Annotated in this window: 14 protein-coding genes; 4 read left to right on the top strand and 10 right to left on the bottom strand. The window is 62.6% G+C overall.

Going from position 1 to position 15,665, the window contains the following annotated elements; translation table 11 throughout:
* From ACE103_RS16910 to ACE103_RS16895, 4 genes are all read left to right on the top strand, one after another.
* Positions 1-762, top strand: coding sequence for an enoyl-CoA hydratase/isomerase family protein (locus ACE103_RS16910; protein ID WP_375780360.1), 762 nt, complete (start codon positions 1-3; stop codon positions 760-762).
* 3 nt (positions 763-765) lie between these two features.
* On the top strand, positions 766-1,410 hold the full coding sequence (locus tag ACE103_RS16905) for a flavin reductase family protein (RefSeq protein ID WP_375780359.1): 645 nt from the start codon (positions 766-768) through the stop codon (positions 1,408-1,410).
* 145 nt (positions 1,411-1,555) lie between these two features.
* A complete protein-coding gene (locus ACE103_RS16900) occupies positions 1,556-2,746 on the top strand; it encodes an epoxide hydrolase family protein (RefSeq protein WP_375780358.1) in 1,191 nt (396 codons plus the stop codon).
* A gap of 974 nt (positions 2,747-3,720) precedes the next feature.
* Positions 3,721-5,646, top strand: a complete 1,926-nt coding sequence (locus ACE103_RS16895) for a sigma-54-dependent Fis family transcriptional regulator (RefSeq protein ID WP_375780357.1) — start codon at positions 3,721-3,723, stop codon at positions 5,644-5,646.
* A gap of 97 nt (positions 5,647-5,743) precedes the next feature.
* Here the strand turns inward: ACE103_RS16895 and groL are convergent, their stop codons facing one another.
* From groL to ACE103_RS16845, 10 genes are all read right to left on the bottom strand, one after another.
* The gene (groL, locus tag ACE103_RS16890; protein ID WP_375780356.1) at positions 5,744-7,372 is read right to left on the bottom strand and encodes a chaperonin GroEL; all 1,629 of its coding nucleotides are present in this window, start codon (positions 7,370-7,372) and stop codon (positions 5,744-5,746) included.
* 66 nt (positions 7,373-7,438) lie between these two features.
* Positions 7,439-8,239 carry a metal-sulfur cluster assembly factor gene (locus tag ACE103_RS16885; protein WP_375780355.1) on the bottom strand — a complete coding sequence of 267 codons (801 nt, stop codon included), beginning with the start codon at positions 8,237-8,239 and terminating at the stop codon, positions 7,439-7,441.
* Positions 8,240-8,244: 5 nt separating this feature from the next.
* A complete protein-coding gene (locus ACE103_RS16880) occupies positions 8,245-9,288 on the bottom strand; it encodes an amidohydrolase family protein (protein ID WP_375780354.1) in 1,044 nt (347 codons plus the stop codon).
* A gap of 113 nt (positions 9,289-9,401) precedes the next feature.
* Positions 9,402-9,758 carry an MmoB/DmpM family protein gene (locus ACE103_RS16875; protein ID WP_375780353.1) on the bottom strand — a complete coding sequence of 119 codons (357 nt, stop codon included), beginning with the start codon at positions 9,756-9,758 and terminating at the stop codon, positions 9,402-9,404.
* Positions 9,759-9,805: 47 nt separating this feature from the next.
* A complete protein-coding gene (locus ACE103_RS16870) occupies positions 9,806-10,909 on the bottom strand; it encodes an aromatic/alkene monooxygenase hydroxylase subunit beta (protein WP_375780352.1) in 1,104 nt (367 codons plus the stop codon).
* Between the two features lie 49 nt (positions 10,910-10,958).
* Positions 10,959-11,999, bottom strand: coding sequence for an NADH:ubiquinone reductase (Na(+)-transporting) subunit F (locus tag ACE103_RS16865; RefSeq protein ID WP_375780351.1), 1,041 nt, complete (start codon positions 11,997-11,999; stop codon positions 10,959-10,961).
* A 100-nt stretch (positions 12,000-12,099) separates the two neighbouring features.
* Positions 12,100-13,770 carry an aromatic/alkene/methane monooxygenase hydroxylase/oxygenase subunit alpha gene (locus tag ACE103_RS16860; RefSeq protein ID WP_223973597.1) on the bottom strand — a complete coding sequence of 557 codons (1,671 nt, stop codon included), beginning with the start codon at positions 13,768-13,770 and terminating at the stop codon, positions 12,100-12,102.
* A 152-nt stretch (positions 13,771-13,922) separates the two neighbouring features.
* Positions 13,923-14,138 (bottom strand): hypothetical protein, encoded by a 216-nt coding sequence (locus tag ACE103_RS16855; RefSeq protein WP_375780350.1) that lies wholly within the window; start codon positions 14,136-14,138, stop codon positions 13,923-13,925.
* A gap of 14 nt (positions 14,139-14,152) precedes the next feature.
* A complete protein-coding gene (locus tag ACE103_RS16850) occupies positions 14,153-14,566 on the bottom strand; it encodes a hypothetical protein (protein ID WP_375780349.1) in 414 nt (137 codons plus the stop codon).
* 15 nt (positions 14,567-14,581) lie between these two features.
* A complete protein-coding gene (locus tag ACE103_RS16845; protein ID WP_375780348.1) occupies positions 14,582-15,625 on the bottom strand; it encodes an NAD(P)-dependent alcohol dehydrogenase in 1,044 nt (347 codons plus the stop codon).
* Positions 15,626-15,665: the final 40 nt, after the last annotated feature.

The following is a 15,665-nucleotide window of genomic DNA, read 5'->3' as shown; positions in this document are numbered from 1 at the left end:
ATGCCGGTGCTCTACAGCCGCAACGGCGACGTCGCCATTCTCACCCTGAACGAGCCGCAGCGACGCAACGCCCTGTCCAGGGCTTCGGTCGCGATGCTGCTCGAGCTGATCGCGCGGGCACGCGCCGAGAAGGCGCGGGCCATCGTGATCGCGGCGAACGGTCCGGTGTTCTGCGCGGGCGCCAACATCGACGATCTGAAGGCCGGATGGATGAGCGGCGCTTCCGATCCGACCGATCCTGCCCTGCTGTTTCGCGCCCTGGCCGAGGAGAAGCGTCCGACCATCGCGGCGGTACAAGGCGGCGCGCTCGGCGGCGGATTCGAGCTGACGCTCTGCTGTGATCTCGTCGTCACGGGAACGGAGAGCTATTTCGCTCTGCCGGAATTGGGCCACGGCGTCATCCCCAACACCGCGCTGGCGCGTCTCCACCGCGTGGTGGGTACGAGGCGTGCGGCCGAACTGATACTGACGCGCCGCCGGCTGAGTGCGGCGCAGGCCGTCGACTGGGGGCTGGCCAATCGCCTGGTGCCGACGGGCGACGTCGTTTCAGGCGCGATCGATCTCGCGCTTGGTATCGTGCAGTCGGCACCACCGGGCGCCATCGCTGCCGCGAAACGTAACCTCACCCATCACGGTGAGACGGATTGGGCGCGCGTCCTGCTTTCGCCCGCGGATGTTCCGCCGGCCGAGTGGCGCGAAGGATTGCGATCCTTCGACGAGCGGCGCAAGCCGAGCTACGATCAATTCTGGCAGGACGTGTGAACCATGGAGCCCACGGCAACCCGCGCCGCGTCGCGGGACATCCACTTCTACGAGCCGTCGAAGGGGCACGGGCTGAAGCACGATCCCTTCAACGCCATCGTCGCGCCGCGACCGATCGGCTGGATTTCCTCGCGTGACGCAAAGGGCAACGTCAACCTCGCGCCGTACAGCTTCTTCAACGCCTTTTGCTACACCCCGGCGCTCATTGGCTTCTCTTCGACCGGCTGGAAAGACACCGTCGCGAACGCCCAGGACACCGGGGAGTTCTGCTGGAACCTCACAACCATGGATCTGGCACGGCGGATGAATGCTACGGCGCTCCATGTCAGCCGGGAGGTCGACGAGTTCGCGATTGCCGGACTGACGCGAGCGCCGAGCAAGTTCGTCAGCGTACCGCGCGTGGCCGAAAGCCCGGTGTCGTTCGAGTGCAGGGTCACGGACATCATCCGGCTCAAGGGGACGACGGGTGAACCGGCGGAGGCCTGGCTGACGCTCGGCGAAGTCGTCGCTGTCCACATCGACAAGGCCTTCATCAGGGACGGCGTCTATCTCACCGAACTCGCGCGCCCGATCGCGCGCGCCGGCCGGCGCGGCGATTATTTCGAGATGACCGCCGACACCATGTTCGAAGTGGTCCGGCCGGACTAGCAGTCGCCACAGGATTCGCTCTCACCATCAACCCGCCGAGTTGTCTATCCGGCGGGATCACCTGGAGTTTGATATGTCTACCTCCGCCCTCCTGCCCGACGCGCGATCGTTTCCCGCGGCCGGTCCAGACGCACGCCCGGCGCTGGTGCTGCCGCCCGCGCCTGACAGCCTCGCGCCCTTCGAGGTCCATGTTCCGCAAGCCGCCATCGACGATCTGCGGTTGCGGCTCACCCTCATCAGATGGCCCGATCGGGAGACCGTGCGTGACTGGTCGCAAGGTGTGCCGCTCTCTGCAGCAAAGTCGCTGATCGATTACTGGCTGCATGACTACGACTGGCGACAATTCGAGGCGCGCCTCAATCGCTTTCCGCAGTTCCGCACGCGCATCGACGGCGTCGGCATCCATTTCATTGATGCCCGCTCGCCGCATCCGCAGGCCCTTCCGATCGTTCTCACTCATGGATGGCCGGGCTCGGTTGTGGAATTTCTCGATGTCATCGACCGCCTGACCGACCCGACACGGTTCGGCGGACGCGCCGAGGACGCGTTCCACGTGGTCGTGCCGTCGATCCCTGGCTACGGCTTCTCCGACAAACCCACCGAGCCGGGCTGGAATCCGGGTCGCATCGCGCGAACCTGGGCGGTGCTGATGCGCGAGCGGCTCGGATATGAGCGCTGGGTCGCGCAGGGAGGAGACTGGGGCTCGGCCATCACCCACGCCATGGCCAGCCAACGCCCTCCGGGTCTACTCGCCGCCCATGTCAACTTGCCGCTGGTGGTGCCGAAGTCGGCACCGGTGCGGCCGACCAGGGAAGAACAGCAAGCACTGGACAACATCGAGCACTATCTTAATCAGATGGCTGGCTACGCCGACCAGATGAACACGCGGCCGCAGACGATCGGCTATGCGCTGCACGATTCGCCGCTGGCGCTGGCGATGTGGATGTACGAAAAATTCTGGGAGTGGACAGACAATCGCGGCCTTCCGGAGGACGCCCTCACCCGCGATCAGATGCTCGACGACATCTCCCTGTACTGGTTCACTGGCACCGGTACATCGAGTGCGCGTCTCTACTGGGAAGGCGTCGGAAGCACGATCCGGGAGAATAGCTTCTTCTCGAACTCGCGTGCGTCGTCAGAACCAATCGACCTTCCGATGGGAGCAACCATCTTCCCGGGCGAGACCTTTCTCGCTCCGCGCTCCTGGGCGGAGGCCGCCTGGTCCAGGTTGTTCTACTGGAACGAGGCAGACAAAGGCGGACACTTCGCCGCGTTCGAGCAGCCCGAGGTTTTTGCGCGGGAGATGTGGCAGGCCTTCGCAACGTTCCGAGGCTAAGTCGCGTACTGACGAAACCATCTTCGAAGCCAACCCGCTCCGCAGACCGCCCACTCGGCTCCTCCGCCAACCTGAGTGGTCAAGGCCTGCTCGTGCTAGCGGTGATAGGATTTTTCTTGAACTACCGGTGCACACATCGTGCACACGCTGCCTTCTTATCAATTGAAAAACTGAACTCTCGCTCCAAATCCATCATAAGCCCGTTTGAGCTAATTTGAGGAAGTGTCGCCGAGCAAGATCAAATAGCAGCACGAATTCAATTCGCGTGAGACGGCAACGCCCAGGTTCAAATCACGGAGGTGCAAGCACCGGTCCCGACATTCGCTGCAAATTGAAATTTGACCGACCTGGCTCTCGGGGCCCGCATCCTAGTTGCTGTCAAAAGCGATTCCGATCGCTGCCGTAGTCTCCCGATTGGATACGCTGGGTCGCCTCCACGCTCGATCACAGAGCGGCGTCGAATAGCCATGGCTACCGGCCGCATGGATGCCCAGGACAGCGCCGCAGACTTGCCGATGCTGCGCCGCACCAGTCAAACGAGCACTTGCCCGGATTCTTGGATAGACCGAGCCAGCCGCCCCCCCGGTAAGTCGATCGCTGTAGCGGAGCACATATCTGAACCCGCTACTTGACCGGTTCCATCGCGGCATATCAAAACTTCGAACCGCCACCTTTGCTAGAACTATTCAAAAAGTATACGCTAGGCTCGTGAACGGGCTCGAGAGAAGAGCCCGGAACGTTGGGGAATGGCAAGCCGAAGGGGTTGTTTGATCGCGCGGCGCATCCGGCTTCGCAGCGGGTGCGACGGGCATGGGATCGATGCGGGCGGCCATTCGAGCAGCCTGGACCGGCTCAGCCGTTGCGCCTTGCATGATCGAAACGGCAGTTGCGACAAGCAGTCCCCGCACACAGGTGATTGATCGAATGGCCCGTCACGACCGCGGCTGGCCGCTTTTCAGCTCGGAGAAGCTGGGATGGACCAACGAGAAGTGCTGGCGGCGTGGGAGAAGTTCGTTGAGCGCGGAGCGTTGTCGTCCGATTTGAGATCTTCGGTCGCAGCTTCGTGGCAGAGATCCAGGAACCATCATGTCACCATCGACCGTGCGCGTGCGCCACTCGTCGGCGACGCCGAATTGTTTCGCCATCGCTCCAAACACGCCTCGCTCCGTCATGCGGCCCGGTGCGCGCTTGAGAATTCGAAGACATTCCTGCGTGACGCAAATTCAATCATGATCCTCACCGATCCCGGTGGGCTGATCATCGACACGCAGGGCGACGATAGGGTCATCGACGCCGGCCGTGCAGTTCATCTCGAACACGGAGGATGTTGGAGTGAGGCCGACATCGGCACCAACGCGATCGGCGCCGCGATAGCGGAATCGAAACCGGTGCAGATCCGCGGTGCGGAGCATTTCTGTTCGCAGGTCCAGCGGTGGACCTGCGCTGCCGTTCCGGTTCACGATCCGAGCGACGGCGAACTGCTTGGCGTGGTGGACATTTCGGGCCCCGCGAGCACCTTTAATCCGCAAAGTCTCGCTTTAGCTGTCGCGGTCGGCCATCATGTGGAAAGCGTTCTGGCGCAATCAGTGCGGCAAGAACATGAGGAATTGTTGTGCCACTTTCTCGCCAAGAGATCGCAATGGTTCAACGACGAGTGCATCTTGCTCGACCGCCGAGGCACGATCCTCCACGCCACCGAACGCGCCTTGAAAGCCCTTCGGCGTGACCACCACAGCGTTCAAGGCGACGCGCCAACCCGTTTTCTGAAGACGGTTCCCTTCGCCGAATGGCCAAGCAAGTTGAAGGAGTTGCTTCCAAACGCGAGCTTCAATTTCGTTGAGAACGAGCGCAGCGGCATCGGCGCTATCGTGGTTCTGCATGCGCGACAGCGCCAACTCATCACGCCTCGCGACGCTTCGAAATCGAGACCGGATCCCGAACACCGCACGCCCGGGAGCTTGCCGTCCGCCGTAGGCGATTTGCAGCCGGCGCCGCGGTACCTTCACGGCACCGCTACCGGCTTCGTCGCCCGCGATCCCGTTGTAAGCGCCATCGTCCGTCAGGTTGAGACCGCAGCGGCACGCAAGATGCCAATCCTGATCCGCGGTGAGACCGGAACCGGCAAGGAACAGCTTGCCCGCCACGCGCATCGGGCAAGTGGGCGGGCTGGCGCATTCGTTCCCGTTAATTGCGCCGCCCTCCCCGAAAGCCTGATCGAGACCGAGCTGTTCGGCTATGCCGAGGGTGCGTTCACCGGGGCGCGGCGCGGCGGTGCCGTCGGGCTGGTCAAGGAGGCCGACGGCGGCACACTGTTCCTCGACGAGATCGGCGACATGCCAGTGGCTCTGCAGGCCGTGCTTCTGCGGCTGCTTGACGACTGGACCGTGCGCCCGGTCGGCGGCGTCAGATCCAAGGTCGACGTGTTCCTCATCTCCGCAACGAACGCCAGGCTCGACAAGGCCATCGCCGAAGGCGGATTCCGATCCGACTTGCTCTACCGGCTCAACACGCTCGAGGTGACGCTGCCGCGACTGCGCGATCGCGACGACTTTGACGCCATCGTTCGCCATCTGCTCGATACGATCGATCCGACCTGCGAAATCACATCGGCGGACGTTGCGCGTCTCGCCGGGCGTCCCTGGCCCGGCAATATCCGCGAGCTCCGCAACGTGCTGGCACGCTTCACCCTCGCGGCTGCGAACGGTCTCACCAACGACGGCGGCGCCGCCGCTGTCGCTCAACGTCACGGGAACGAGGTCGGATCGCTCCACGACATTCATCGGACGCGGATCCTCGAGGTGTATGCCGAGACTTCCGGCAACGTCAGCGAAACTGCACGGCGCCTTGGCGTCTCCAGAAATACCATCTACCGCGCGCTCGGACAGAAGAAGCCCGAATGACACTTTTGGTGTGCTGACTCCGCAGATGCTGCGCACCTCGCCGTATCCGCCGTCTCCAAACGAACGCCGGTCACAATGGACCGGCAATCCGCTCCGATCAAAGCAGCTCGGCGCCGCCGCCTCGCGCCGGCCCCGCGGTCGGGTCGTAGTCATCCGGCTTTTTGGCGATCAAGGTCTGCGTCGTCAGAATCAAACCGGCCACCGACGCCGCATTGCGAACCGCGCTGTAGCAAACCTTGACGGGATCAATGATCCCGGCTTCGACGAGATCAACCTGCGAGCCGTTGCGTGCGTCGAGTCCGTGGCCATTGCTTGCCGTGGTGATTTTCGCGACCTCCGCCTCGCCGTTCAGGCCCGCATTCGCCGCAATGTAGAAGAGCGGCCGGCTGAGCGCGCGCTGCAGGAGCTCCGCGCCCTGCCTGGCGCCACCGTCCAGACGATGGACCAGCTCATCGAGCCGCGCAGCGATCCGCAGCAGCGCCACGCCGCCGCCCGGCACGATGCCCTCTTCGATCGCCGCCCTCGTCGCATTGATTGCATCCTCGATCAGCTGGGTCCGGCGCTTCTGCTCGACTGGCGTCGCGCCGCCCGCGAGAATCATCGCGGTGCCGCCCGACAGTTTCGCGATGCGTTCCTGGAACTTGTCCCGTTCGATATTTTCGGGCGCGGCATCATATTGGCGCAACACCTGCTCGCGTCGCGCCGCGATGGTCCTCTGGTCGCCGGCGCCTGCCGTAATCAGGGTCTTCGAGGCCGAGATCCGCACCTGGCGCGCGGATCCGAGGTCGTGCAGCTCCGCCTTCTCCAGCCTGCCGCCGAGATCGGCGGCGATGACGCGCCCCCCCGTCGTGATCGCGATGTCCTCGAGCATCGCCTTGCGCCAATGTCCGAACTCCGGCGGATGGATCGCTGCGACCTTGAAATTGGCCTTCTCCCGGCGCGCCAGCAACTGCATGATGACGGCGGGCATCACCTCCTCTGCGATGATCAGCAAAGGCCTTCCGCTTCTCTCGATGAGCGAGATCACACCGGCCAATTGTTCGCCGGTCTGGATCTTGAGATCGGTCATCAGGATGAAGGGGTTGTCGAGCACCACCTGCATTTTCTCGACATCGGTCACCATGTGATGCGAAAGATAGCCGCGGTCGAACGCCATGCCTTCGACGATTTCCAACGTCGTCTCGACGGTGCTGCCATATTCCACCGCCACGATCCCGTGATTGCCGGCACGCTCGAAGGCCTCGGCGACCATGTCGCCGAGCGCAGAGTCGTTGGCAGCGATCCCGGCGACGGCACGCAGGCCGGCGGAGCCCTGGAGGGGCTTCGCCGACCGCCGCAATGCCGTGATGGTCTCGCCAACCGCCAGCTCCAGCCCCTCGACCAGTTCAACCGGGTTGGCGCCCGCCGCGAGACACTTCAGGCCTTCCTGTACCAAGACGTCGGCGAGCACCGTGGCCGTGGTGGTTCCATCCCCTGCCACCTCATTGGTGCGCGCCGAAACCTCCCGTAGCACCTGCGCGCCCATGTTCTCAAACGGGCATTCGAGCTCGATCTCGCTGGCAATACTGACGCCATCGCGCGACACGATCGGCGTACCGATCGGTCGGTCCATGATCGCGTTCATGCCCTTCGGACCAAGCGTTCCGCGCACCGCCTTCGCGAGCTTGGCGACACCCCGGCCCAATGCGGCCCGCGCCGCTTCATCGTGCATCATGATCTTCGGCATCTCAACTCCCCGACATAGCCTTGAGGTGGTCTGATTTGGACTCGGTCTTGTCGCTGCGCTTGCACATCACGGCACCGGACCTGCACCTGGCGATGCAGCCCTCGTCTTCGATCTCGGCACGAACGGCGTTTCGAGATCGAAACGCGCCGCAAGCAGGCCACGGCACAACGCGCCGTTGAATTCGGCGTTGACGCAGACCCGCCGCAGCCTCGAGACGTAACCGGGCACGCCATCGGCCTCCAGCCGCGCTCCCCCGGCATCGACAAAGGCCGGCGTATTTGCGTGGACCGGGCCGACGACAGCGCGGCGTTCGAGATAGCGCCTAACCAGCTTCGCACCGGCATCATCCAGCGGCATGTTGCCGAGTTCCGCCAATGTCAGGCTAACGATCTCTCGCGGGGTCTGCCCCAACGCCATGAGATGACTGAGCAGCGCGACCTGCCGCCGCTGGAAGGCTTTGACCAGGAAGGTCTGACGCAGTTCGTCCAGATTGCCGTCGGCCTCGGCGCCGAACGTCTCCTGGAACGAACGCCCCTCGGCGAGGCCCGCATTGATCTTGTCGGCATACATGTGCTCGCCAAGTACCACGTGGACGCCCTTGACCCAATCGAGCTGGCTGACCGCCTGGCGCATGTCATCCGCCATCAGGAAGGAAAAATTGGCGGCGCACCAATAGGTCGGCAAGCGAAACTCGATGTGAATCCGGTCCTTAGAATCCACGTCGGCCCTGGTCACGAAATTCAGCTCGACCACGGACTCGTCGAGCTCGGGATCCATCACGGTCTGCAGGCAGGCCCATATCTGGGCCTGCCTGTCATCCGACGAACGGCGTACCGGCCGCACCGCGTCGTCATCACCACCCGTCATGGCCATCACCTTGGCGCATGAACGGCTTCGGGCAGATGCGCGTAACCGCCGCCGGCCCGGATCTTCTTCTTCTGCGCCTCGACATCGATGCCATAGATGCGCGCCGCGTTGAGGCCGAGGATCTTGGTCTTGGCCTCCATCGACAGTACCGAGCCGGTCTCCTTGGTGACGTCGTCCGGAATTTCGAACGCCATGAACTTGTCAATCAGCCATTTCGGGGTCCAGATGCCGTAATCGCTGCCGTACAGGATCTTGTCCGGACCGAGCCAGAACAACAGCTCGGAGATAACGTGGGCAAAATATCCCGGCCGCGAATGGATGAACGGTAAGGCGACCGCGAGACCGGCATAGACGTTGGTTTCCTGGGTAGCGATCCAGCAGAAATCATCCAGCCGCGGCAGGCCGCAGTGCTCGACGATGAAGTTCAGATCCTGGAACGAGGTGGCGACATCGTCGATGTCGGCAACATCGAACGCATCCCGGTTCAACGGGATGATGGTCGGGCCCTTGTGGACGTGGATGTTCTTGATCCCGAGCTTCTGCGCCGCCTCGAGATACTGGTAGGACGCCTTGTCGGTCAGCTTGTAGCCCTTGGATTCACCACGCCATTCCGCGGTGTAGAGCTTGACGCCCTTGAGCTTGTGCTTATCCGACAGCGCGTGAAGCTCCTCGATGCCCCTGCTGCCGTCCCGCGGATCGAACGCGCCGTTCAGGATGAAACGATCCGGGTGGCTCTTCTTCATCGCCGAATTTCGCTCGGTGGTGTTGAAGCCGTTCTTGTAGAAATCGGTGAGATAGGTCGGCTGCAGGATCGCCATGTCGTCATAGCCGGTGACGAACAGGTCGTCGAACATCGTCTTGGCGTCGTATTTCTCGAACTTCTCCTTGTCCCACTTCTCCGAGGGCGGGCTCAGATTCGAGTGATAGGCATAGAAGCACTCGATGAACTGCTTGCCGTGGATGTTCTTCTGGTTTGCCGGACTTCCGTCCCAGAAATGGGTGTGTCCGTCGATGACGAAAATCTCTTCACCCTTGGCCGTCCTGTACATGGCGTTCCTCCCGATCCGGCTGGATTTGTCTGTTGTTATGACGCGCGGTGATTGATGCCGTCTGATGGCCCTGGCCGGCTTCGCGCCGACCGGGGCCTGGTCACAGGCAGCCGTCAGACGATGTATTTCATCATCTCGTTCATGTCGCCGAACAGCATGACGGTGTTGTCGTCGGTCATGACCATGCGGCCGTAATGCGTCGAGGTCGAGATCTCGAACAGATGCGGGGTCATGACCCGGCCGAGCTCTTCGGAAATCTCGTCCATCTTGAATTCCATCTTGCCGTCGCCATCGATACGGATCATCGCCGGCATGTAGGTCACCTTGATATGCTCGTGACGGCCCATGACTTCGGCGATGGCGCGCGCCTCGACGCTGTCATTCATGGTGACGCCGCATTGATGGGACACCGTGTCGTCGAACGTGATGTCTTTCATCGATTTGAAGATGTTGTCATTCTCGTGCAGCATGTCGATCTCCTGAAGGAATGGGTTGTGACTGACGTTTAACGTGCCGGTTACGAGGCGATGTTGACCGGCACGGTCAGGCCGAGCTCGCCAGCGATCCCCTTGATGCGGTTCTTGGCGTGGGCAAGGGCATCGGCGTATGCCGCGACCTTGACACGTGGCTGCGACCAGATCGGCTGCAGATGGTTGGCGGCGTCGAGCGCGAGATCGGCGTGCTTGACCAGCCACCTGTTGAACAGCGCGACGTTCTGCGCCGCATAGGTCGGATCGGTGCCGAGGATGTGGAACAGCTCGACGGTGTTGGCGAGGTTGCGTTCGTAGTCGGCCTCAGCCGCGGACACGACGGCCGGCGTGATGAAGTCGTTTTGCGCGGAGGCCGCCTGCATCAGGAAGCCCGAGCGGAACAATTCGCCGACCAGCGGCTCGAACACCACGTTGGTAGCAAAATATTGCTCTAGATAGTCGTTCGAGCCCATCACGGATTCGACCGACTTGCGCACACCCTGCCAGATCGGATCTTCGAGCCAGTGTTTCTTGCCTGCGGTGATGTCGAAGCCGGGAAGATCGAGGCCGACCTCGCTCAGATAGAGCGTGATGTCTTGGGCGAAACGGAGCTTGTAGGACGAGTTGGTCAGGATCGCGTTGTTGACCATCTGCGTATAGCCGTAGCGCTGCGCCTGCATGGTCGACGTCCCGAGGCCGAACTCGGCATGCTTGTAGGCGCCAAGGTGGTTCTGCAGGATCTTGACCCAGGCGGGGTCGAAGCGAGTCGGCGCGCCGGACTTCCGGCCGTTCTCGATGGTGTTCTGCACCATGCCGCAGATCGTCGACTGCCGCTGGTAGTGCGTACGCTCCCATTCCTGGTCGACGGCTCTGAACTTGTGCCAGTTCGAGCTCTTGGCGGCTGTCCAGTCCTTGGAATAGGTCGGCGTTCCGTCGGGGAAGGAGATGATCCAATCCTGCAGCAGATAGCGCTCCGGATCGGGCTGCACGTCGACCGTCATATCCTCGTAATGGGTGGCTTTGCGACCCTTGGGCTCGAAGTAGTTGTACTTGCGGCTATCGGAACCCGGGAAGACCGCTGCCCCCGCTGCGCCGGATTTGGCGATCGCGACGGGTTTGGCTGCTGCTGCTCTGCTTGTCTGTGCGCTCATGTCTCACTCCCTTTTGCCATTCTGTTCTGCGACGAACTTTTGAACGCCGTCATCGCACCGCCGGCGTAAACTTGTCGAAGTAGATGTGCTCCGGTTCGACGCCATTCATTTGCAGGATGGGTAGTACCGCGTCGATCATCGGCGTCGGCCCGCACGCATATGCGTCGATGGCACCGCTCAATTTCTCCTGGCGCAGATGGCGCTGCACGACCTCGTGAATCAGCCCGGTCTCGCCGTCCCAGCCATCGCTCGCCTCGGCATGCGATAGCGCCGGCACGAATTTGAAGTCGTCGAGCCGCGCGGCAATCGCCGCGAGCTCCTCGAGATAGAACAGGTCGGCACGGGTGCGCGCGCCGTAGAAGAACCGCACCGGCCGCTGCTCGCCGCTGCCGATGTGATCGGCCAGGATCGACCACAGCGGCGACATGCCCGAACCGCCGCCGATCAGCAGCATCGGTCCCGGCCGCTCCTCGCGCCGGAAGCAAGTGCCGTAAGGTCCCTTGGCGGTCACCGCATCCCCGACGCCGAGCTTCCCGTCGAGCTGGGCCGAGAACGCGCCGTTCGGGTATTTCTTGATGATAAAGCGGAGACGGGTTGCTTCAGACGGCGGGTTCGCCATCGAGAAGGCGCGCGTGATGGTGCCATCCTTCAGCGTCAGATCGACATACTGGCCGGCCCAGAACTTCATCGGTTTGTCGATGTCGATCTCCAGTAGCCTGATGTCGGACGTCAGCGCCGCCACATCGGCCACGCGGCCGTCAAACGCCTTCACCGCGATCGAGCGGCTGAGCAGGTCCTCGTCGTAGTTGAGCAGCTCGACGCTGATGTCGCTGTAGACATGAGTCCGGCACAGCAGCACGTGGCCGGTCTCGCTTTCGTAATCCGGCAAGGCAAAGGTCGAATATTTCAGCAACTCGATGTCGCCGTCGACCAGCCTGGACTTGCAGCTCCCGCACTGGCCTTCCTTGCAGCCATGCATCAGCGAGATGCCCTGGCGAAACGCCGCGTCGAGCACCGTCTCGCCCTCTTCCACTTCCATCTCGATGCCTACCGGCTCGAAGCGAACCTTATGAACCACCACGTCGGTCATCGTCCCCGCCTTGTCGTCACGGCAATTGAACAGAACGGCCGGACCTTCGCCGGCCGCCGGCAGGAGGGACCGCGAAACGCGGCCCCTCCCGTCGTCACGTTTAGTGGCAGGGGTTGATCTTGAAGCCCTTGCGATACTCGGTCGTCGCGACCTCGCGTTCGGCCGGCGAGAGCGCCCGGAAGCCGCGCAACGGACTGCCGAGCGTGTGGCCGCGCACGTGATCGAGCGTCCACATGTCCTTGGCGTCGAAGCGCAGATGCGGCTGTGCGATCATGGTCTTGCCGTCAGGCCTGACAAAGCCGAGATCCTTGATCGCGTCGGCGACATCCCAGCCGTGGTAGCAATCTTCCCATTCGCGGCGGCCGCTGAAGCGGCCCATCGCCGGCGTCGCCCGCCCCTCATATTCGGCGGCGAATGCCACCTTGTGGGTCCAGCGGCACCCTTCCGAGCAATAAGTGTAGATCTTGCCATCGACCTCGTCGCAAACGAAGTCTTCGCGGATCAGGCACGGCACCATGCAGCTCCAGCACCGGTGCGGGTACACGTAGCCCACATCGCTGTTGAACAGGATGTTGGTCTCGCCGGGCACGCTGAGCTTGGCGTGCCACTTCCAGAAGTCGCCGAATTCGGCGTACCAACCCGGATATTTGTGCTCGAACCACTCGAAGTCACGCTCGGTCTGGGCCTCGATGCGCCAGAAGTTCACCGACCAGCCGACCGTGAAGAACTGCGCGGTCTTGTGAACGTAGTTCTTCTTGACGATCCGGTCCCAGGCGGCCGCGACGTCGTCGTGGTGGATCTTGATGCCGTACTTCTCGAGCGGCAACATGTAGGTCCGGTAGTAGTCCTCGTAGATCCAGCGATGCCAGAGCTCCGCGTAGGACTCCTTGTTCTTGTCGCGGTTGGTCGTGCCGTACTCGATGAAGGTGCCGATCGCGGCGTCGACGATCGCATGGTTCTGCCAGAAGGCGTATTTCAGGTCACGTTCCAGCAATTGATGGTTCGACGGATCGTTGATCATCGCCATCAGCATCGAGTGGCCGTTGCCGATATGGCGGGATTCGTCCGACTGAACCGACAGGAACACGGTCGGCAGCGCGTAGTCACCGTTACGCGCGGCTTCCGAGGGCATCGCCACGAACAGGGTGTTGGTGAAGGCGGTCTCCGCGACCACGGTCAGGTAGACGTTGGCGGCGGTGATCGCGTCACCGGTCAGGAAGCCTTCGGCAAACTGGCGGCCGATCGTGGTCGCATAGCACTTGCCGAACGCAGCTTCGGTGATATCGAACCCGGCGGGATCGATATAGTTCTCCATGTACCACTTTTTGAGGTTCATCTGGATCGTCGAGTGGCGGAACTCGTCGACCATCTGCATGGTGAAGCCGGTGCGGAGTTCCTCGCCGGGCGCCAGCCGCCCGACCATCGCCATCGAGCGCGCCGCCGAGATCTCCGGGAACGGGATGATCGCCAGGAACAGTTTCATCCACTCGACCCAGCGCGGCTCGACGTTGCGGAACATGTCGCCGCGCAATGCGGCATCCAGCGCGCCGTAGACGCGGTTGTCCTTCTCCTCCTGCATCGGAAAGTAGGACCGCAGCACCTGCTTCATCGGGTCACGCGGCGTCTTCGAGATCTTGTAGTCGGTCGGGAAGGTCATCGCCTCCTGCACGTAGCTTGGCGTCCAGCCAAGGTCCGCGACGCGGTTGGCCGCTTCAGCGATGCTGATGCCCTTCTGCGCGGTTATCTTGTTCAGTGTCAGACTTGCAGTCATTTCCAGCTCCTTTGAACGTTGCGTTGCTTCCGGCATTCTCGCTTTTGATCAGAGGTCAAAACCTCTGGTTCGTTCCGTGAAATCCTCGGCGGCAAAACTCACTTTGAGTCCGTTAAATGGATTGATCGATCTGCTGACTTCGTCGTTCCTCGTCACCCTCCGCTGGCCGGTTTGATGAGAGGTTTTCCTTCGGCGACGAATTTCGCCGAGAGAACCAGTGCGCCCGTGGCGAAATCCTTGCCGTGAGCGGCGATCATCGCCTCCGCGATCTCGGCAAGCTGGATGAAGAAGGCGTCCTTCGACCTGTCTTCCTCGCTCATGACCGGTTGCGGAGACGGCATTTGCCTCTGGTCTTCTGATGCAATCATGGTCGCCTCGCTTGTCATGCGTGCCCCGAACGTTCGTGTTCGCCGGGCGACGGACCGTCGTCGATCTCGCGCAGCGACGTGTTGAGCCACTCGCGCTCGGCCAGCAGGCGCCGATGCTCCTCCCGGAGCACCTCCAGCCGTGCGATCGCCCGTTCCAGCTCCTCATGCGCTTCAGGCCCGGCTTCGGCCCGCGCCGCGCCACGCACGGCGCAGGCGAGCTCGATTTCGGCACCGCCGCGGGCGTGTTCGTTGGTGATCTGCCGCTCGTTGTTGTCGACCATCTCATCGATCACCTTGTCCCGAGCGATCATCCGATCGCGGGCGCGCCGCAGTTCGGCCGCTTCCCCGGCGGTGATCTGCGGCCCTGGCGGGCTGTCGTCTGTCACTCGCGCCACTTTCGCTCCACGATCCGGACTGATGTTCTGCATCTCGCGGCACATGCCCTAGGGGATCAGCACCGCGCGGCCATGGATGCGTCCATGATGCAGATCATGAAGCGCCTCGTTGGCCTGGCTGAGCCGATATTCCCTGGTGTGGAGTTCTACGAGGCCGCGATCCGCGAGCGCCATCAGCTCGACCAGTTCGGCATAGGTGCCTACCAGATTGCCGACGATCGTCTTCTCCGAGGTGATCATGTCGATGGTCGGGATATCGATCTTCCCGCCATAGCCTACGATGTAGTAAGAGCCGGCGTTCGCCGTCATCGACAGGCCTCTGGCGACGGCCTCACCCTCCCCGACGAAGTCGATCACGGCTTCTGCGCCACGCCCACCCGTCAGCGCCAGAACGGCCTCAACCTCGTTGCCGTCGGCCTTCACGAGATGATGCGCGGCGCACTTCTTGGCGAGCTCGAGCGAGTCTGCGGCGCGATCGATCACGATGATCTCTGCCGCGCAGAGCGCAGCCAGAACCTGGATGCCGATATGGCCTAGCCCGCCCGCGCCGATCACGGCGACATATTCGCCCGGCAGCAGATGTCGGGATGCCTTCTTGGCGGCGCGATAGGCCGTGAGGCCGGCGTCGGTGTAGGGAGCAACATCCTTTGGCGCGAGCGACTTCGGCAGCTTGATCAGGGAGCGCTGACCGGTCAGCAGATATTGCGCATAGCCGCCATTGGCGTTGATACCGGGGAACGAGCTGTCCAGCGCGTGCATGTCGTCGCCGCGGCGGCATGCCAGACAATGCCCGCTGGTCACGAGCGGATGGCAGATCACGCTGTCGCCAACCTTGACCCCTTCGACCCCCGGCCCGATCGCTTCGACCCAGCCGGCGTTCTCGTGACCCATGATGTAAGGCAGCTTGACGTCGACCTTGCTGCGCCAGATGCCTTCGACGATATGCAGGTCCGTGCGGCAGACGCCGGCGCCGCCGATGCGCACGATCACGTCCATCGGGCGCGAGATCTTCGGATCGGTCACGTCTTCGAACCTGACGAACTCCTTCGCCGTCAGCTTCTCGTCGAACTCATGAAGCACCGCCGCTTTCATTGAAAACGCCTCCCCGAAAATTTTTTATTCTGTCGATCGG

Origin of the sequence: Bradyrhizobium sp. ma5 (assembly GCF_042258955.1) — a bacterium.
In the GTDB taxonomy this organism is placed as follows: domain Bacteria; phylum Pseudomonadota; class Alphaproteobacteria; order Rhizobiales; family Xanthobacteraceae; genus Bradyrhizobium.
The sequence above is the reverse complement of the archived record's forward strand: the minus strand, read 5'-3'. Positions and strand labels throughout refer to the sequence as shown.